Origin of the sequence: Methylotuvimicrobium sp. KM1, assembly GCF_044788715.1 — a bacterium.
Classification (GTDB): domain Bacteria; phylum Pseudomonadota; class Gammaproteobacteria; order Methylococcales; family Methylomonadaceae; genus Methylotuvimicrobium.
In genome coordinates this window covers 489746-508132 of sequence record NZ_CP173170.1, presented here as the reverse complement: position 1 = coordinate 508132, position 18387 = coordinate 489746, and the positions used below count along the sequence as shown (strand labels likewise).

Here is an 18387-nt window from a genome sequence, read left to right as displayed (position 1 = left end):
ATCGCTACCAACCTCTTCCGGCAAGTCTAAACAGCGTAGCCCGAATGCAGCGAAGCGCAATCCGGGCTACATGCTTTATACCTTTCGCACTTGAAATTTCGGCATTGCCTAAGGAGGCACCGGGATGTTCGGTCCTCACCTAACGCTAGGAGAGGGACCTACACGGACGTATTCACCCAGCACCTAAATTCCATAGCCCATTGGCTATGTTTAATATTATGGCTAATTTAGGTGCTGGGTTCACGGCGTCCTGTCAAGCGAGTTACCGAATCTCAGCAATTCCCAATTTGAGAATAAAAAAGTGTGCGGAGCGTACTTGGCGAGGATGTCGGCGGCAGGGGCAGATTTTTTCTCCTCGGCAACTGCTCCTGCGTTGCTCTGCATCCTTGCAGTCGTCGGCAATTGCTGAGTTACAAGGATGTAATGAATGCAGAAAATGCAGGAGCATTTTCTGCCCTGCTGCATCGCCTAAAGCGCCTACTGTTGGTGCCCTAATACACGCCATCCTTGGCGTTTAGACGCCGTCAAGCCCCCCATGGATGGGTTTACGGCGTTCCTCGACAGGCATCCCCGAACACGGAGAAATTTCTCAAACTGGGAATTGCTGACCGAACCCGCTACAAAATTCATAGCTCCAGGAAGTTATTTTTCACGAAATCCTTAGGCTAAACCGGAACGTTGGGGATGGGTTAAATAACCCGCCCCGCATGAGTATAAAGGTAGTAAAAGATGCACGAAGCGCATTCTACGATTCGCGCTTATGCCCCAGACTCATCCGGCCATGCAACGATTTCTGCCCATTTGCTTGGCTTTATAAAGCGCCTTGTCAGCCCGATCGAAAATCGATTCGGCCGTGTCCCCTTCTCGGAATTGACTAATGCCGCAGGACAAGGTGATAGTAAGAAACCCGTTACCTGAGTTGAAACGTGTTTTTTCGATAATTTTTCGCAACTTATTGGCCAGTGTCAATGCTGATTCCTGATCGGTTTCAGGAAGCAACATTGTAAACTCCTCCCCCCCGAAGCGCGACAAAAAATCCAAGTGCCGGCAATTTTCACTCAATAATTTAGCAATGATTTTCAACGTCTTGTCGCCGGCTTTATGGCCCAATGTATCGTTAATTTTTTTAAAATGATCGATATCCCAGATGATCAGCGTCAATGGGCTTTTATGTCTATTCCAACGAGTTATTTCGAGCTCGAGACGATTATCGTAAGCCATCCGATTACCGAGCCCTGTCAAAGGATCGCGTAATGCCCTATCAAGGGCTATCGATAATTTTAATTTCAGATCGCTCGATTCGCTTTCCATGCGTTTAATTTTATCGGTCAATTCGTTCAGCTGTCGCTCGGTTTTTTGCCTTGCTTTTTCCTCATTTTCCCGATGGTGCAAAATCTCCTTATTGATTAGAGCAATACGGGTACCGATCAACTGCTTAAGCGGTTCCAATGTGGTTGCTTTAGCAGAGCTGTCTTGTAATTCCTGCATTTGCGTCGAAACAAAGCGATCGAGTTCGTTACGGTTAATCTGGGTTTGTCGATTCGCGTCATTCGCACCGATCGCTTGCAAGCCTAACTCGGTTAATTGCTCGGTTAATTCGGACAAAAAATCCTTAATATCTTTTTGTTCGGATTGAATATGGTTTTTAATTTTAACTAGCAGCGAAACATAATCGTTCAATAATTGCTTGAACGAAGAAGCCGAAGACTGATTTTGCAGCCGCACTTTTAACCGCTCGGTCGATTCCTCGAACTCGAACGGAATCTCAATATCTTCTAACAATAATAAAAGCTGCTGACTGAGTATCTCGGTTTTGATTTTGTCGGCGTGACCCGATGGAGCTAAGGAAGACGCTATAGATTGAGGCTCAGTTGCATTGACCAAGGCCAAAAATAACTCATCGTTGGTTTTAAATTCACCGCTTTCGAATTTTTGCTGCAATAGCGTTAAAGCCTTTACGGTCTTGTCATCGGAATATAATTTGAGCAAATAATCAAACAAAAGCGCTGCATCGAAAGCACTCATCCCGGAATCACCGATATTGAATGAAAACTTGGTCAAGCCTTCGAGTTCTATTTTTAATTGCGCACTCTTCACCCCGGATTTAACCGTTTTATGAATCCGCATCAAAAAAGGGTCGAGTTGATGATTCAACCCTTTCGCCGCTAAAGTCAGCCGGGCTATTGTTTTACAAAGCAGTACTTCGTTTTCTTGCGTTTGCTTGTCGGCAGTTTCTTGCTCGTGCAGCAACTTAAAATACTTACCTTTCCATTCGCTATCGAAATCTTTCCTAGACCAAACAACCATCGAACAAACCTCTGATTTAACCCATAGCCATCGGGCGGTTAATATTATTGACTGGAACTTTCCTTTTCTATTAGACGATTCATAACTTCAATCATGTTTTGCTGAGTCTTGGCCAGCGACCCGCTTGTACGGTACTTACCGTTAATAATCAAGGCTGGAACTCCATTGACGCCATAACGAGCCGCCATGGTTTTAGCTTGGCGCACTTTGTAATCGACAGGAAAGGAGTTATAAGCATTGCGGAAATCGACCTCAGTAACGCCATGTTCGCTAAAGAACTTAACCAGCTGATCCTCGCTTTCCAATTTTTGTTTTTTGTTCTGAATCGCATCGAAAAAATCGGCATGCACCTTATCGACGACACCTAGCGCTTCCGCAGTGAAATACGCCTTGGCATGTTTTTCCCATAAACTACTAAAGATAGCCGGCTGCCGGATAAAATCAACATTATCGGGCTTAGTTTTTAGCCATTTGTTCAAATGAGGTTCCAAATGATAGCAATGCGGGCAGCCGTACCAAAAGAACTCGATCACTTCGACCTTATCGGGGTTTTGAGTCGGTTGTGGCGTAGACAAGACTTCGTAACCCGGAGATTCTGCATTTACCAGACCGGCTAAACCAAATAGCACAAAAAAAACACTAACAACAATTTTATTATTTAACATGATTCAAGTTCTCCTTAAAATACAGGCTCGATAAAAACATATTGACGCCAAAAAAGGCAAATAACGTGACAAAGAAACCGACAATCGCCCACTAAACTATCGAATTACCATTCAAACCTTTACCCAGCTTTAACATCTTCCGGTTATAAAATATTAAAGCTGGGCAAAAATGACATATCGGGAAATTTAATTTTACCGATCCGCTAAGGATTTCGTGAAAAATAACCTCCTGGAGCTATGAGTTTTGTAGCAGGTTCGTTGACTCGCTTGACAGGACGCCGTAAATACGTCCGTGAGGCTTGACGGCGGCGACTGATTGCCATGGATGGCATGAATGCAGATTTTGCATTACGCCATGGATGGCGTGTATTAGGGCAATGCGGGCAGAAAAATGCTCCTGCATTTTCTGCATTCATTACATCCTTGTAACTCAGCAATTGCCGAGGAGCAAAAATCTGCCCTGTCGCCGACACCTGCCAATCGAGTTACCGAACCTGCTTACCTTGCATAAAAAATAGGGAGGTTATTTATGACCAAATCCTAAATAAACGACCGAACGGACTTGCCGTTCGGTCGTTACACAAGCACACGGATCGCAAAAATGCGCTTAACCGGAGGATTACATCAGCGGTCTAAGTCGCCTTATAAAAGCAATGGGGCATTGCTTACTTCATGACCGAAATATGATAAGAAACCGCTTTGATTTCGCGTTCAGTCATTTTTTTGGCAATCATATGCATCATATTTTCCGAGTTATTACTCCTCTCGCCGCTTTTGAAATCGATGAGCGTCTTGATCAAATAATCGGCATGCTGCGACTTAAGCGTCGGAAATGCCGCCGGCCTGTTCCCTTCTCCAAACGGACCGTGACAAGCGATGCAAGCAGATACCTCGCTCGCCAACACCCCATTCCGGTAGAGATCGCTACCTAAGGCCAATAGCTTTTTGATGTCTTCACTTGCAGAAGCCTCGCTGTCATCTTCATCGTCATCTTCGTCTTTTTGCAAGACCGGCAGACTATTCGTAGAAATCTTTTGCTCGGCATAATAGGCGGCAATATCGGCCATATCTTTATCGCTCAAGCCCATCGCGATCGGACTCATCATCGGATTATTTCGCTCGCCGCTTTTGAAGGCATTTAGCGTCTTGATCAGATAAGAGGCATGCTGTTGAGCTAACTTCGGAAAATTGGTTACGGCACTATTGCCGTTTTCGCCGTGACAACCCGCGCAGGCGGTCGCTTTTTCTTTTCCTGCCTTACTATTGCCTTCTGCATGTAGAATGACCGGCTGACTCATGAACAACAGAGCAATTGAAAGTGCCAATAGTTTATTTTTCATTAGATTCCCCTTCCGGAATAGTATAATTCTAGCGATTACATTTTAATTATCTAACCGGCTCTTTTGTCCGATAGCAGCATTGCAAAAAACAGTTATACCCATGGTTAAATCAAAATTCGGCACCAGGACACTTGCAAATGACTCACAGCCTCAATTGCCTATCATTTAAAATCATAGCAAATTGAGGGACGAAAAAGAGAGCCAATGGCATTATTGTCAAACAAAATAGCTTCGTCACAAAAGCCAAAAACATGTCCGCTCGAAGTATAAATCAAAAAAGCCGATACTAACGGTTTTTCATGGACCGCGCCGACTTGCGAATCCAAAAGGCCGACAACTAAACCCCTCAAGCGGTACACGCCTATCGTGTCTATCCGGAAATTTTACTCTAAATACCCTAGCTAAGCGAGATAACGATGAATCCAGTGTATCATCAAGCAAAATTCATAAACAGCGCCCCTCACGTTAAAGACGCCCCCGAGGATATTGGACTCGAAGTCGCATTTGCGGGCCGCTCCAACGCGGGTAAATCCAGCGCAATCAATACACTGACCGGTCAAAAATCTTTGGCGCGTATCAGTAAAACCCCTGGAAGAACTCAATTATTGAATTTTTTCTCGATAACGGAAACCACCCGCTTTGTCGATTTACCGGGCTATGGTTATGCTAAAGTTCCCTTGGAAATCAAAAAACAATGGCACCGCATGATCGAAACCTATCTAAATAATCGCAAAACGTTATGCGGCATTGTGTTGGTGATGGATATACGCCATCCACTGACCGAATTCGACCGCCAAATGGTAGACTGGTGCAAACAAACCCGTTTGCCTTTACATATCCTGCTAACTAAAGCCGACAAATTGAAATTCGGGGCTGCAAAAAACACCTTATTAGCCGTGCAAAAAGAAATTTCCGGAAATCAAGTCCCAGTTACTGTTCAATTATTTTCGGCATTAAAAAGACAGGGCGTCGACGAAATCCATCAATTACTCGATCAATGGCTGAACTTTGAATCGTCATAAACTCGAAATAATTTCGATGCTTCTTACGCTTTTTCAACATATACCTTTTTGCACTTCAAGTTTCGGCAGTGCCTAAGGAGACACCGGGACCTGGCAAAGGCTTTGCCAGCATGGATGCTGGCATAGAGCCTTGTATGGACGTATTCACCCAGCACCTAAATTCCATAGCCCATTGGCTATGTTTAAAATTATGGCTAATTTAGGTGCTGGGTTCACGGCGCCCTTTGACGGGTCCCCGGTGCCGAATTTTGATCTACGATGATGATATTTCTGACCAAATCCTAAAATCCGGACGACATCGACTTCAGATATTATATTCAACACCTTCGCGCGCCATGTTTAACTCTATATCTAAATTTTGGTGCTGTTCGAGCAATTGACGGTAGATGTTATCCAAATCCATATCGGTGCGATTAGGTTCGTGATGGGTAAAAAACAAGCGCTTGACATTAGCCCGAACCGCCAAGTTTAGCCCTGATTGATAGGTTCCATGCCCCCACCCCCTTTTAAACACATACTCTTCCTCGGTATAGGACGCATCGACAATCAATGCATCGACACCATGCATAAAGGCGCACACTTCGATGAACCTTTCATCGATCATGGATTGAAAAGGCTCGTATTCCTGATCTTCGGGCTGGTAAATATTAAACAACGGCTCGTAATCGCCGGTAAAAAAAACTGACCGGCCGTCACACTCGATGCGATACCCGAAATTTAGAACAGGATGATTCAACAATAACGGTGTAATTTGGGCATCACCCACCATAATGCTTTTACCTGGCATCAAAGTCACATAACGAACAGTTGCTTTTAACTCGGCCTCCCGAATCGGAAAAAAACTGTATTGTAATTGAACAGCCAACGCCCTTTGTATGCCTTGTTGAGTCACTGGATCCAAGCCGCCGTAAATTGTAATCTGATTACCCGACATAAACGCCGGCGTAAAAAAAGGCAGCCCTTGAATATGATCCCAGTGCGTGTGGGTAATGAAAATATGCGCATCGACCGGCTTGTCCTTATCCAGTTGTTGCGATAACGAATAAATACCGGTACCCGCATCGAGAATAATTAACTCCCCGCTATCGGTACGAATTTCTATGCAGGTAGTATTCCCGCCATATTTGACAGTATTAGGCCCCGGTGTCGGAATGGAACCACGGACGCCTCTGAACTTCAATTGCATGCAATCCCTCGATTCAGCGTTGAAAATATATGTTTCGCACTTCAAATGTCGGGAGTGCTTAGGGTTTGATTATAAAAATACCCATATCATCATCGTAGATCAAAATTCGGCACTGCCGGAATTTGAAGTGCAAAAGCTATAACCCCCTATTTTAAGGAGGATTCGATTGCTCGACTGACGGTGTCTGTCGCATAAAGCGCCTACTGAAGGCACCCTAATACACGCTGCCATACAGAGCGTAATGCAAAAATTATGTACACTCCCGAACCTAAATTACAATTGAGCGATCACTTGCAACTAATCATCATTAAAGCCTCTGTTCTAATCGTGTTCAAATCACCTAACGAAACGATCAGTTCCTCCAAAGACAAACCGAACAACGAGAACTGCGCTTCCGAATACTTATCGATTACCGGATTACCGCCGTCACCAAAACGCAAGATTTTACTGATTTGATTAGCTACAGCAACACTATCGCGCAAGACGTCGGAGCCGTCCTCATCGTGATGATGCTCGATCGCAGCACCGATGTCTTCAGAAAAGCACCACTTATCAATTAGCAGCTTACCCAAACGAGCATGATCGATACCTAAATACTCCCGCTCCATCAAATGTAAAGAAACACTCCGCTTACGGCTTTCCATCAACGCATTACGAAAGGATTCGGGCAAACACTGCGCAAAAACCAACTTTCCAAAGTCATGCAATAAACCGGTAACGAAATAATCGCTGCATTTATTTGGCGATAAGCCTTGTCGCTCGGCGAGTAATTTTGTGATCAATGCGGTAGTCAAAGAGTGCATTAAAAAACCATTGGCATTTAAGCCCGATTTTTTATCGGGCTTAAGAACACCTATTGCCGCAATGGCTAACGCCATGTTCTTGACCGTATTGATTCCAAGATGGACAACAGCGCGCATTATCGAATTGATTTTATGAGGCAACCCGTAATAAGGGGAATTAATGATTTTCAAAATCTTGACCGTCATCACCGGATCGCATTCGATAATTTGCACAAAATCCTTGGCGGAAGATTGATTGTCATCGGCTAACTTTAAGATACTTTGCACGCTTTTCGGAAAAGCAGGCATACTCTCCACAAACATGAATAACTTGTTGTCGACAGCGGCAACCATTGGGAATACTCTCTTTAGATAAATGTCATGATGTGAGTACCAACACAACTTTTTAAGGCCTTGTCATTCCGGCATAGACTAACGAAGTCTTGTCACAAGGACACGAAATACCGAAAAGCGTGCTATATATGGGGTCAGAACTTAGGATTTCGCGGCAAATAACATCCTGTAACTATCCGCTTTGTAGCAGGTTCAGTTGTTTCCTTGACAGAACGCCGAAATTTGACCGGCAAAGAGTATAGTTACAATAAGTTAAGCATAGCAGAGAAACGCTATCGAAAAGAAATACCGGAAAGAGAGCCCCAAAGATAAGAATTCATTCAATGGGGCTTGAGGAAAAGAATCAGTCCATTTAAGAGGGGGAGGGGAATGGACTGACCCAACGTCATAACTGACGTATAACATTATGATTTAATAATATTGGAAAAGTTCAATCCTTATAAAAACGTAATGCGCCTAAAAAAGACTAATGCGCCTCATCCCAATTCAAACCGGTACCGATATCGACGATCAACGGCACATCGAGCGTTGCCGCAGAACTCATCAAATCCCTCAATCTTTCGATACAATTGGTCACGGCCGATTCGGCGATTTCAAAAACCAGTTCGTCATGCACCTGCATGATCATTCGGGCATCGGGCGAGTCTGTTTGTAGCCAGCGATCGCAAGCAATCATCGCTCGTTTTATGATATCGGCGGCTGTACCTTGCATCGGTGCATTGATTGCGGTTCGTTCAGCGTATTGACGGCGCGCGGGGTTGCGCGAATTGATTTCCGGCAAATAAAGCCTACGGCCGAATAAAGTTTCGACATACCCCTGTTTTTTCGCCAACTTCCGGATGTTATCCATGAACGCCTTGACACCGGGATACCGCGCGAAATACAAATCGATATAAGATTGCGCCTGCCCTCTAGTCAAGCCCAATTGATGTGCCAAGCCGAACGAAGACATGCCGTAAATCAATCCGAAATTGATCGCTTTAGCCGAACGCCGCAAATCGGCGGTAACTTGCTCGGGCTCGACTCCGAAGACCTCGGCCGCGGTCGCGCTATGAATATCCTGCCCTTGTTTGAAAGCTGCCAACAGACCGGCATCGCCGGACAAATGCGCCATGATGCGCAGCTCGATTTGTGAATAATCGGCCGCAACCAACACATAGCCCGGCGACGCAATGAAAGCCTGCCGTATTCGCCTGCCTTCGGGAGTGCGAATCGGAATATTCTGGAGATTGGGATCGGACGAAGACAAACGGCCGGTCGCCGCGACTGCTTGATGATAGGAGGTATGCACGCGCCCAGTTTTCGGATTAACCTGTTGCGGCAATTTATCGGTATAAGTCGATTTCAGCTTGCTGGTTGTGCGATGCTCGAGAATCAAACGAGGCAACGGATAATCGGCGGCCAATTCCTGCAGCACCGATTCGTCGGTCGACGGCTGCCCGGTCGGAGTTTTTTTCAGTACCGGCAAATTCAACTTATCGTAAATAATGCTTTGAATTTGCTTTGGCGAGCCCAAATTGAATGCCTGCCCTGCCAGGTCGTGCGCATGCTGCTCGATCGAGGCAATCTGGGCGGCCAACTCCTGGCTCTGCCGCGCCAGCATTTCGGTATCGAGCAATACCCCGTTTCTCTCGATACGCGACAACACCTCGACCAGAGGAATTTCGATTTCTCGATACAATTGCACCAACGGCGGATTTTGGTCGAGTTTTTCACTCAGAACTTCATGTAAACGCAAGGTGATGTCGGCATCTTCGGCGGCATAAGGCGTCGCCTGTTCGATAGCGACTTCCTGAAACGGAATCTGTTTCGCGCCCTTCCCCGCAACATCTTCGTAATGTATCGTCGTATAGTTAAGATACTTCTTCGCCAAATCATCCATGTTGTGCTTAGTCGCGTTACTGTTCAACACATAGGATTCGAGCATCGTATCGTGAGCAATACCTCGCAGTTCTATGCCGTGATTAGCCAGCACGTTGGCATCGTATTTAAGATTCTGTCCCAGTTTGGCTTTATTCGGATTTTCCAGCAGCGGCCGCATTTTTTCCAATACGGCGGATCGATCCAATTGCTCCGGTGCATCCGAATAATCGTGCGCGACCGGCAAATAAGCGGCATGTCCCGCTTCGACCGCAAACGATATTCCGACGACTTCGGCGCGACTGTAATCAAGACTGGTCGTTTCGGTATCGAACGCAAACAACTCGGCCTTGTCGAGCCGCTCGAACCAACGTTCAAAATCGTGTTCGGTCAAGATTGTTTCATAGCGCGCCTCAATCGCTTGTGGACTTTCAACAGCTTTCGCATCCCGGCCGGAGCCAACATCGCCGGACTGTTCCAGTATTTTCAACCAAGTCGTAAAACCCAACTCGACAAGCATCGACTTGAGTTCGCTTTGGTCGACCGAATTCATTTTTAATTCCTCCGCCGAGCATGGCAACGGAACATCGCAATCAATCGTGGTCAATTGCTTCGACAACGGCAGTTGATCGAGCGCATTTCGTAGGTTTTCGCCGATCTTACCCTTGATTTGATCGGCGCATTCGATCAATCTTTCCAGCGTTTGATATTCGCTTAGCCATTTAGCCGCCGTTTTCGGCCCGACCTTAGGCACGCCGGGAATATTGTCGACCGTATCCCCCATCAAGGCTAAATAATCGATGATTTGTTCAGGTGTCACGCCGAACTTTTCGATCACGCCTTGGCGGTCGGTGCGGCTGCCGGACATCGTGTTTTCGAGCGTGATATGCTCGGTAACCAATTGCGCCATATCCTTGTCGCCGGTTGAAATGACGACCTGAAATCCGTCTCGCTCGGCTTGCTTAGCAAATGCGCCGATAACATCGTCCGCCTCGACATCGGGCTGCATGATCAAGGGCAGGCCCATCGCACGAATCAAGCGGTGCAAGGGTGCGATTTGTACGCGCAAATCGTCCGGCATCGGCGGTCGGTGTGCCTTATATTGATCGTATAAATCATGTCTAAAGGTCTTTCCGGGCGCATCGAAAATGACGCCGATATAATCGGTCGGATGGTCAGCCATCAATTTACGCAGCATATTGGCCACCCCGTAAATCGCATTGGTCGGCGCGCCATCCGGACTGGTCAATGGCGGTACTGCATGGTAGGCGCGAAATAAAAAAGACGAGCCGTCGATTAATACCAAATATTTTTGTTTGTTTTGGGTCATGCCGATGTGTTTGTGATTTAAATTAAGTTTTACGCTTGACTTCCAATATATTCGGTAATTGACTGATTCTGCCGAGCACCGAGCTTAGCTGGGCGGTGCTTTCGATATTGATCGTCATCGTCAGTATTGCCGATAAATCCGGATGCGTTTTTAATGAGGCATCGATAATATGTGCCTTAGCATACATCATGATCCGAGTCACGTCGCTGAGCAGGTTTTGCGCATTGAAAGCATGGATAATAATCGGTACATTATGGCGCGATGGCTGCTCCGAACTCCATTCGGCGTCGATCAATTGCGGCTGCTGTTCGGGACTGAGCGTCAAAATATTTTCGCAGTCGCGACGATGAATTGTGATCCCTCGCTTATGCGAAATGAAACCGATGATATCGTCGCCTTTGACCGGACAACAGCATTGCGCCAAACTAGTTACCACATTATCGATACCGGCAACGGTGATGATCGATTTTGCCGTCGGCTTGCTCTCGCTCCCTCTGGCGTAAGGATAGGCTGGCTCGGCGAATTCGGGAATTTTCAGCGCGGCGACCAACTGCCGATTGGTGATATCGCCGCGACCTATCGCTTCATAAAAAAGCTCGGCATTGTTAAATTTGAAATAGCTGAGCAATTCATCCAGCTCAACCGACTTCAAGCCTAATCGTTTACTTTCCTTATCCAGAATTTGTTTGCCGAAAACAACATTTTCGGCTTGCTGCTGTTGTCTAAACCAACTCCTGACCTTCCCGACCGCGCGCGGCGTTTTTAAATAACCTAAGTTCGGATCGAGCCAGTTATGATTCGGCTCGCCGTTTTTAATCGTAATAATCTCAACCTGATCGCCCGACTTGAGCTTATACGTTAAGGGTTTGATACGTCCGTTGACTTTCGCGCCGCGACAACCGTGACCGATCTCGGTATGTATCGCATAAGCAAAATCGAGAGGCGTCGAGCCTTTGATCAGATCGATTAATTTTCCGGCCGGCGTTAACACAAAGACCCGGTCAGAAAAAAGTTCGGTTCGGAAGTTATCGACTAAGTTGTCACCGCTATCCTTATATTCGAGCAATTGGCGTAACGAAGCGATATTCTTTTCGGTCGCAGCATTGTGCTTACTGCCTTCCTTGTAACGCCAATGCGCGGCAACCCCTAATTCGGCAAATTCATGCATCGAACGGGTGCGAATCTGAATTTCGATACGATTACCTTTTCGGTCGACGATCACGGTATGCAAGGATTGATAACCATTTTCCTTGGGGTTGGCGATGTAATCGTCGAATTCTTTAGGAATGTATTTCCAGTGACTATGCGCCAAACCTAATACGCTATAACAAGCCGTCAAGCTATCGACGATTACGCGCACTGCGAGTAAATCGTAAAGATCATCGATAGCTAACTGTTTGCGGCGCATTTTGTTCCAAATGCTGTAAATATGCTTAGGCCTTCCATAAACCTTTGCTGAAATGCCTTCTTCCTTAAGAATTCGACGAAGATCCTCTATGAATGTCTGAATACAATCTTCACGATGAATTCGCTTATCGGCAAGCGACTCGGCAATGCGCTTATAATTATCCGGCTCGAGATAGCGAAACGCTAGATCCTCAAGCTCCCATTTAAATTGACTCACCCCAAGCCGGTTCGCCAACGGAGCATAGACATCCAGCGTCTCTTGCGCGATAAATCGCCGAACACCGGGCTCTTCCGCGGACATACCCCGCAAACGTTCGATACGATAGGCCAGCTTGATCAGCACCGAGCGCACATCGTGCGTCATCGCCAATAGCATTCGCCTTAGTGTTTCATTTTGATTGGGCTCGCGCGTTAACTCCGGGCTGTAAACCCGTAAGTTATTGAGCCATTTGACATCCTTGACTAACCCCGCAACCGTTTCGCCGAATTGTTGCTTAATTTCGGCCTCGGTTAACCGACCGGCTAATCGTGAATCGCTTAATATCGCCGCCAGTATGCTGGCCAAATCGCTATAAACATTGCCCAAAATCATCGCAACCGCAATCCCTTTTGGTCTAATATTAAGCGGATTACTATCAGCCTCGTCGACAATAGCCAAGGCCTTTTCAATTTGAGCGGCGTCTTCGGCAGCAAAACCTGAAAATAATTGCTCAATTGACGGAAGTTGTTTTTTCATTGGGCGATTGTAAAGGATTCGAAAAAGTTGGCAATCATGATAGGCTATCGCGCGTTAGTGTTGAGGCTCATTCGCTCGAAAATCGGAAATTCTGTATTTATATTGTAAGGGTAACTCAAAGATTATGAAAATCACTGTATTTGGAAGCGGTTATGTCGGACTGGTGACAGGAACTTGCTTGGCGGAAGTGGGCAATGATGTGATCTGCATGGATATCGACGAAACCAAGATCGAAAAACTCAAGCAAGGCATCATCCCGATTTATGAACCTGGACTGGAAGCCATGGTTAAAGAAAACCAGGAAGCCGGCCGTTTACGGTTTACCGCCGATGTCAAAGAAGCGGTCAGTCATGGTTTATTTCAATTCATCGCAGTCGGAACACCGCCTGACGAGGACGGTTCAGCCGATTTGCAATATGTTCTTGCGGTCGCTAAAAGCATTGCCCAACACATGGAAGGTTATCGAGTCGTAATCGATAAATCCACGGTACCGGTCGGCACTGCCGACAAAGTCAAAGAAGCCATAATCCATGTACTTAAAGAACGAGGCAAGAATGATTTGGAATTCGACGTCGTGTCGAATCCCGAATTTTTGAAAGAAGGCGCCGCGCTCGACGATTTCATGAAGCCGGACCGAATCGTTGTCGGAACCGATAACCCAAGAACCGCCGAATTACTCAAAGCCCTTTACGCTCCGTTTAACCGTAGCCGGGAAAGGGTTATCACGATGGATATTCGGTCTGCCGAATTAACCAAATATGCCGCGAACGCTATGCTGGCAACCAAAATCAGCTTCATGAACGAGCTGGCCAACTTGGCCGAAAAACTGGGCGCCGATATCGAACATGTTCGTCAAGGCATCGGCTCAGACAGTCGCATCGGTTATAGCTTTATCTATCCGGGCTGCGGCTACGGAGGCTCATGCTTTCCAAAGGATGTCAAAGCATTGGAACGGACCGCAAAGCAAGTCGGATATCAAGCCGAGTTATTAAATGCCGTTGAGAATGTCAACGACCGACAGAAAAAGCGTTTATTCGAAAAAATCCAGCATCATTACAACGGCAACTTGAAAGGCAAGGTTTTCGCTATATGGGGATTATCGTTCAAACCAAATACCGACGACATGCGCGAAGCGCCTAGCCGAGTGCTACTTGAAGCCCTGATCGATGCCGGCGCCACCGTTCGAGCTTACGATCCTGAAGCGCTGGAAGAAGCTAAGCGTATTTACGGCAATAAAAAAGGCTTGATTTATACCGACGACCAAAACGAAGCGCTGGAAGATGCCGATGCGTTAGCGATCGTTACCGAATGGAAGCAGTTCCGTAGTCCGGATTTCGATCACTTGAGTCAAAACTTGCGAGACAAAGTCATTTTCGATGGCCGCAATATGTTCGAGCCAGCATTTGTCAAACAAAACGGTTTGGCTTATTACGCGATCGGGCGTTAAGAGACACAATCGGTTTTTTTAGTTATGTTTGCGTTAATAGTTTAGCGTCGCCCAGGCATGAACTAATGTGGCCCATAGACCATGGATGGCGAGAGGCTTTCAAGTCCTTGTGGTCGAGATCCCGGCAATCCCTGCCGGAATGATGCTTTCGGTGTCTTTTCAACTACCAACGCTAACATAACTTTTTTCATAATTTCGCTAGAGATGCTTGAATTATCCAAATGAACGACTACCATTACTAACGAATAGACTAAGGCGATTGTGGTTGGCTATAAACTTAGACTGTTCAAATGTTTTATCCTATTTTTAAGTTAAACTTAATGAGAGAGAAAAATATGAACAAAATCCTAGTTTTATTAGCTTTACTGTCGTTTAACGCACTTGCAACTCCGGTCAACATCAATAATGCCGATGCTCAAACGATTTCTGAAGCACTGAAGGGCATTGGTCTGAAAAAAGCCGAAGCGATCGTGCAATATAGAACCGATAACGGTGACTTTAAATCCGTCGAGGAATTAGCCAATGTTTCCGGAATCGGAGAAAAAACGGTTGAAAACAATAAGGGCGATATTTTACTTAGCGATCCCGCTAAAAAATAACCCGACTCGTTAAACAAAAAACAGCCGGCTGGCAATCAAGCCAACCGGCTGTTTTTTATTCATCGCAAATCACAATTCGCCGCCAAGATTCCTAATAAAATTCGGCGAAAAACAATTGACATCAACGGAACAAAGATTGAATAAAATATTTCGTTATACATCCACTAACACTACAAATCAGACTGCGAAAATTTCAGAAATAGTGACAAAATGACTTGGCATGTTATCCACACTAAACCCAAACAAGAAAAACGCGCGCTCGAAAATCTACAAAAACAGGATTTCGAATGCTTTTTGCCTTCCTGTTCCATCGAAAAAATCCGGCGTGGACGCATTACCGTATCTTCAGAACCGCTTTTTCCACGCTACCTATTCATTAATCTCAAACAGGGAACTAATTGGACGCCGATTCGCTCCACACTCGGCGTCCAAAACTTGGTCAAATTCGGCACTGAAGCGGCTAAAGTGCCCGACGATTTAATTGAAACTCTCCGCACAATCGAAGACCGTGTACAAAGCAGCAACCCTGAACGCCTGTTCTCGAAAGGAGACAAAGTCCAAATCATTTCGGGACCATTTGCAGGTCTTGAAGGGATCTATCAAATGACCGATGGAGAAACCCGAGCCATGGTGTTAATCGAATTACTCAGAAAACCTGCGAAAGGCCATTTTGAAATCACACAATTAAGAAAAATCGGGGGACGATAATATACGGATTGAGATACCAGGCATTAATTCATAGCAGCAATTAGACGTCCACCGGCTATATTTTTGGTTTTCTAGCTTGTTAGAGGATAAACATGCGCTATATGCTCGCTTAATGATCCTAAATCCACGTCATTAGCTGTTATATCTTTTAAACCCTTGCCGCCTAAACCGCCAATTATTTTATTAAAGCCCTCCACTCCTTCTTGGTAGGCTGACAAATATTCTTCAGAAGAAGACATTTTTTCCGGGTGCTGCCGACAAATAGTCATGCCATGCTTCGGAAACAAGCGTTCAAAAAAGTGTAGATTGGTAAGCCCGTTAATCTTGGGATTCGTTATGCCCGCAAAACTCGCGGCCACTGCTACCGACCCCGCCAAATAGCCGATCAAATAATCATCCTGCAATACCGATACCGGCAAAGCCCCGTCATTACTAGACTTTATGTCGTGAAGAATCGGATGAAACAGTCGTGCGACTGACTCGGCAATTTTAACGTTTTTCGGTTTTAAAAAGTCCAGCATTAGCCCTCCGGAACGATCGCTGTTTTGTTTTTTCTTTACGCCTGAATAAACTGCTGTATTGATGCAGCAGCAAGGCGCCCATGATTAAGCCGGCGCCAATTAGAACCTTTTCATTAAGTGGTTCGCGGTTGACCGCATTGCCGATTAATAGCGACATAACCGGCGTCACTAAGGTGATCAAGGCAACCTTTGTCGCCGGAACATGTATCAGCACATAATAATACAGAGCAAATCCAATCGTCGTGGCAACGGCTCCCAAATACACAATCGATAACAGACTCTGCACCGGAATGACATCGGGCCAAACGCCGTCGCCTCGATACCAGGTAATCAAATACAACGGCACTGCTATTAACAAACCGCCGGTCACTTGCGTTACCGACGGCAAGGCCGCACCAATGCGTTTGACTAAAACCGAGCTGGCCGATTGCAAAAATGCCGCAAGCGTCACGCCGCCAATACCCATTGCGGCATCCCGGCTAATATCCATAGCCGTGCCGAACATCACGAATAAGCCGGCAAGCCCCAAGCTATAAGCAATTAATTGCAATAAGCCAAGACTGCGTTCATTGAGCCATAATGCCGACATGAACGCAGTCAGCATCGGCGTCAACCCGAAAATAACCGAGATCCAACCGGACGGTATAAATTGTGCTGCCCAGTAAACCGACAGCATCGCTCCGTAAATTTGCAACGTGACCGCAAAATAAGTCAACCATGCCTTTCGATCGACAGGAAATTTACGCCGGGCAAATAAGACAAAAGGCAACAAACAAGCCAGCCCAATAACCATACGCGCGGCAACGCCGAATAAAAACCCTGGACCTTCGCCACTCCATTTAATCGCCAACGGCGTTGTCGACCACAGTATGATGATTGTGCAAAAAGCCAGAAAAATGCGCATCTAAAAGAACACGGGTATAAGCTTAGGATTTCGTGACAAATAACGTTTTGGAGCTATGAGGTTTACCGAGACAGGGATCTGAGGATCACTCCCGCAGAACACATCTTTCATCTTTCTCTTTCACCTTTCACTTTTTTCCTCGTTCCCAAGGTCCACTGTGGGAACCCACACCCTGGTTGCAATAGCAAGACCGAGATGCACTCCCACGCTGGAGCGGTGGGAACGAGAAAATTTAGAGCCCGGTCCTAAATCTCATTCATTATCGTCAATTCTTCAGGGTAAGGCGACATATAATACGATTGATCGATAAAAGGGTCCGGCTGCCGGCGAAAATGATGACGAAGCAGCGTGATAGGCACAATCAACGGTAACAGCCCCAAGCGATAGCGCTCTATCGTTTCGGTCAATTCGGCTTTGTCGTCCGCATCGAGCGATTTTTTCAAATAACCTTGAATATGCTGCAACACATTGACATGATTACCCCGGCTTGCCGTTTTTTTAAGACAGCGCATTAAGGCAGTACCATATTGCCCTGCAATTTCCTGGGCGTTGCCTTTAACGGCACTGGCGGCTAAGCGCCCGAGGTCCCTCGCCTCGTTCTGATCGTGGCTCATCGCAATCAGTTTATGTTGGCTGTGAAAGATAGTTAGCCGACTCGGTGTTATCGGCTCAGCACACAACATTTTCCAGCGATACATCACATAGACCCGTTGAACAAAATTCTCGCGCAACCTCGGGTCACCTAAACGCCCCTCTTCTTCCATCGGCAACAGCGGAAAATTGTCTTTGACGAATTGCGCGAAAATACCCGTGCCGACCCGATCGGCATGAGCCTCTCGATATATTTTGACTCGCGTCATTCCGCAACTCGGCGAATCCTTCTTCAGGATATACCCACATAATCCGGCAAGCCAGTGCCGCTGCTGTTCGGCACAGCCAAGTAACTGGTCGGTCACATCGATATTATGGTCCTTGACGCCGACGCAACGGACGCCTCGGTCGGTATATCTGAGCTGAATTGTCGGGCGAGGAATGCCCATGCCGCTTTCGACTTCCGGACAAAAAGGCACAAACTCGAAATAATGGCTCAAGGTTTTACGAATATAGGCATTGCTTTTATGACCGCCATCAAAACGGACCTCCTCACCAAGCAGGCAACTGCTGATGCCAACCCTGATTTTATGTGCGTGTTCGTTCATCATAGTCACTCCATGGTGCC

The 18387-nt window shown here is 46.3% G+C and carries 14 protein-coding genes; 4 read left to right on the top strand and 10 right to left on the bottom strand.

What is annotated here, in order from left to right:
* Nucleotides 1-771: 771 nt before the first annotated feature.
* The 3 genes from ACINK7_RS02340 to ACINK7_RS02330 all read right to left on the bottom strand — a co-directional run bounded on the left by ACINK7_RS02340 (nt 772) and on the right by ACINK7_RS02330 (nt 4312).
* Nucleotides 772-2307, bottom strand: coding sequence for a GGDEF domain-containing protein (locus tag ACINK7_RS02340; protein ID WP_404359633.1), 1536 nt, complete (start codon nt 2305-2307; stop codon nt 772-774).
* A 44-nt stretch (nt 2308-2351) separates the two neighbouring features.
* Nucleotides 2352-2972: a thiol:disulfide interchange protein DsbA/DsbL gene (locus tag ACINK7_RS02335; protein WP_404359632.1), complete on the bottom strand. Its 621-nt coding sequence runs from the start codon at nt 2970-2972 to the stop codon at nt 2352-2354.
* A gap of 665 nt (nt 2973-3637) precedes the next feature.
* On the bottom strand, nt 3638-4312 hold the full coding sequence (locus ACINK7_RS02330) for a c-type cytochrome (protein ID WP_404359631.1): 675 nt from the start codon (nt 4310-4312) through the stop codon (nt 3638-3640).
* Nucleotides 4313-4728: 416 nt separating this feature from the next.
* Here ACINK7_RS02330 and yihA point away from each other — a divergent pair, with 416 nt between their 5' ends.
* Nucleotides 4729-5334 carry a ribosome biogenesis GTP-binding protein YihA/YsxC gene (gene yihA / locus ACINK7_RS02325; protein ID WP_404359629.1) on the top strand — a complete coding sequence of 202 codons (606 nt, stop codon included), beginning with the start codon at nt 4729-4731 and terminating at the stop codon, nt 5332-5334.
* 304 nt (nt 5335-5638) lie between these two features.
* On the opposite strand, the gene ACINK7_RS02320 is transcribed toward yihA, so the two are convergent.
* The 4 genes from ACINK7_RS02320 to ACINK7_RS02305 all read right to left on the bottom strand — a co-directional run bounded on the left by ACINK7_RS02320 (nt 5639) and on the right by ACINK7_RS02305 (nt 12989).
* Nucleotides 5639-6520 (bottom strand): MBL fold metallo-hydrolase, encoded by an 882-nt coding sequence (locus ACINK7_RS02320; protein WP_404359627.1) that lies wholly within the window; start codon nt 6518-6520, stop codon nt 5639-5641.
* 287 nt (nt 6521-6807) lie between these two features.
* Nucleotides 6808-7656 (bottom strand): HDOD domain-containing protein, encoded by an 849-nt coding sequence (locus ACINK7_RS02315; protein ID WP_404359626.1) that lies wholly within the window; start codon nt 7654-7656, stop codon nt 6808-6810.
* A gap of 466 nt (nt 7657-8122) precedes the next feature.
* The gene (gene polA, locus ACINK7_RS02310) at nt 8123-10846 is read right to left on the bottom strand and encodes a DNA polymerase I (protein WP_404359625.1); all 2724 of its coding nucleotides are present in this window, start codon (nt 10844-10846) and stop codon (nt 8123-8125) included.
* Nucleotides 10847-10868: 22 nt separating this feature from the next.
* Nucleotides 10869-12989 carry a RelA/SpoT family protein gene (locus ACINK7_RS02305; RefSeq protein ID WP_404359624.1) on the bottom strand — a complete coding sequence of 707 codons (2121 nt, stop codon included), beginning with the start codon at nt 12987-12989 and terminating at the stop codon, nt 10869-10871.
* Nucleotides 12990-13113: 124 nt separating this feature from the next.
* Between ACINK7_RS02305 and ACINK7_RS02300 the strand changes: the two genes are divergently transcribed.
* The 3 genes from ACINK7_RS02300 to rfaH all read left to right on the top strand — a co-directional run bounded on the left by ACINK7_RS02300 (nt 13114) and on the right by rfaH (nt 15743).
* Nucleotides 13114-14436 carry a UDP-glucose dehydrogenase family protein gene (locus ACINK7_RS02300; protein WP_404359622.1) on the top strand — a complete coding sequence of 441 codons (1323 nt, stop codon included), beginning with the start codon at nt 13114-13116 and terminating at the stop codon, nt 14434-14436.
* 335 nt (nt 14437-14771) lie between these two features.
* The gene (locus tag ACINK7_RS02295) at nt 14772-15035 is read left to right on the top strand and encodes a helix-hairpin-helix domain-containing protein (RefSeq protein WP_125217244.1); all 264 of its coding nucleotides are present in this window, start codon (nt 14772-14774) and stop codon (nt 15033-15035) included.
* A 210-nt stretch (nt 15036-15245) separates the two neighbouring features.
* Nucleotides 15246-15743, top strand: a complete 498-nt coding sequence (rfaH, locus tag ACINK7_RS02290) for a transcription/translation regulatory transformer protein RfaH (RefSeq protein ID WP_404359621.1) — start codon at nt 15246-15248, stop codon at nt 15741-15743.
* A gap of 71 nt (nt 15744-15814) precedes the next feature.
* Here rfaH and ACINK7_RS02285 read toward each other — a convergent pair whose 3' ends face one another.
* From ACINK7_RS02285 to ACINK7_RS02275, 3 genes are all read right to left on the bottom strand, one after another.
* Nucleotides 15815-16264 (bottom strand): hypothetical protein, encoded by a 450-nt coding sequence (locus ACINK7_RS02285; protein WP_404359620.1) that lies wholly within the window; start codon nt 16262-16264, stop codon nt 15815-15817.
* The gene (locus ACINK7_RS02280) at nt 16233-17168 is read right to left on the bottom strand and encodes a DMT family transporter (protein WP_404359618.1); all 936 of its coding nucleotides are present in this window, start codon (nt 17166-17168) and stop codon (nt 16233-16235) included. Before ACINK7_RS02280 ends, ACINK7_RS02285 begins: the two co-directional genes overlap by 32 nt.
* A gap of 245 nt (nt 17169-17413) precedes the next feature.
* Nucleotides 17414-18370 carry a YbgA family protein gene (locus ACINK7_RS02275; RefSeq protein ID WP_404359617.1) on the bottom strand — a complete coding sequence of 319 codons (957 nt, stop codon included), beginning with the start codon at nt 18368-18370 and terminating at the stop codon, nt 17414-17416.
* Between the last annotated feature and the right edge of the window lie 17 nt (nt 18371-18387).

What these genes read in the sequence shown, in the direction of transcription:
- ACINK7_RS02340 (WP_404359633.1), bottom strand. Translation starts at nt 2,307, where the DNA reads ATGGTTGTTTGGTCTAGGAAAGATTTCGATAGCGAATGGAAAGGTAAG.
- ACINK7_RS02335 (WP_404359632.1), bottom strand. Translation starts at nt 2,972, where the DNA reads ATGTTAAATAATAAAATTGTTGTTAGTGTTTTTTTTGTGCTATTTGGT.
- ACINK7_RS02330 (WP_404359631.1), bottom strand. Translation starts at nt 4,312, where the DNA reads ATGAAAAATAAACTATTGGCACTTTCAATTGCTCTGTTGTTCATGAGT.
- yihA (WP_404359629.1), top strand. Translation starts at nt 4,729, where the DNA reads ATGAATCCAGTGTATCATCAAGCAAAATTCATAAACAGCGCCCCTCAC.
- ACINK7_RS02320 (WP_404359627.1), bottom strand. Translation starts at nt 6,520, where the DNA reads ATGCAATTGAAGTTCAGAGGCGTCCGTGGTTCCATTCCGACACCGGGG.
- ACINK7_RS02315 (WP_404359626.1), bottom strand. Translation starts at nt 7,656, where the DNA reads ATGGTTGCCGCTGTCGACAACAAGTTATTCATGTTTGTGGAGAGTATG.
- polA (WP_404359625.1), bottom strand. Translation starts at nt 10,846, where the DNA reads ATGACCCAAAACAAACAAAAATATTTGGTATTAATCGACGGCTCGTCT.
- ACINK7_RS02305 (WP_404359624.1), bottom strand. Translation starts at nt 12,989, where the DNA reads ATGAAAAAACAACTTCCGTCAATTGAGCAATTATTTTCAGGTTTTGCT.
- ACINK7_RS02300 (WP_404359622.1), top strand. Translation starts at nt 13,114, where the DNA reads ATGAAAATCACTGTATTTGGAAGCGGTTATGTCGGACTGGTGACAGGA.
- ACINK7_RS02295 (WP_125217244.1), top strand. Translation starts at nt 14,772, where the DNA reads ATGAACAAAATCCTAGTTTTATTAGCTTTACTGTCGTTTAACGCACTT.
- rfaH (WP_404359621.1), top strand. Translation starts at nt 15,246, where the DNA reads ATGACTTGGCATGTTATCCACACTAAACCCAAACAAGAAAAACGCGCG.
- ACINK7_RS02285 (WP_404359620.1), bottom strand. Translation starts at nt 16,264, where the DNA reads ATGCTGGACTTTTTAAAACCGAAAAACGTTAAAATTGCCGAGTCAGTC.
- ACINK7_RS02280 (WP_404359618.1), bottom strand. Translation starts at nt 17,168, where the DNA reads ATGCGCATTTTTCTGGCTTTTTGCACAATCATCATACTGTGGTCGACA.
- ACINK7_RS02275 (WP_404359617.1), bottom strand. Translation starts at nt 18,370, where the DNA reads ATGATGAACGAACACGCACATAAAATCAGGGTTGGCATCAGCAGTTGC.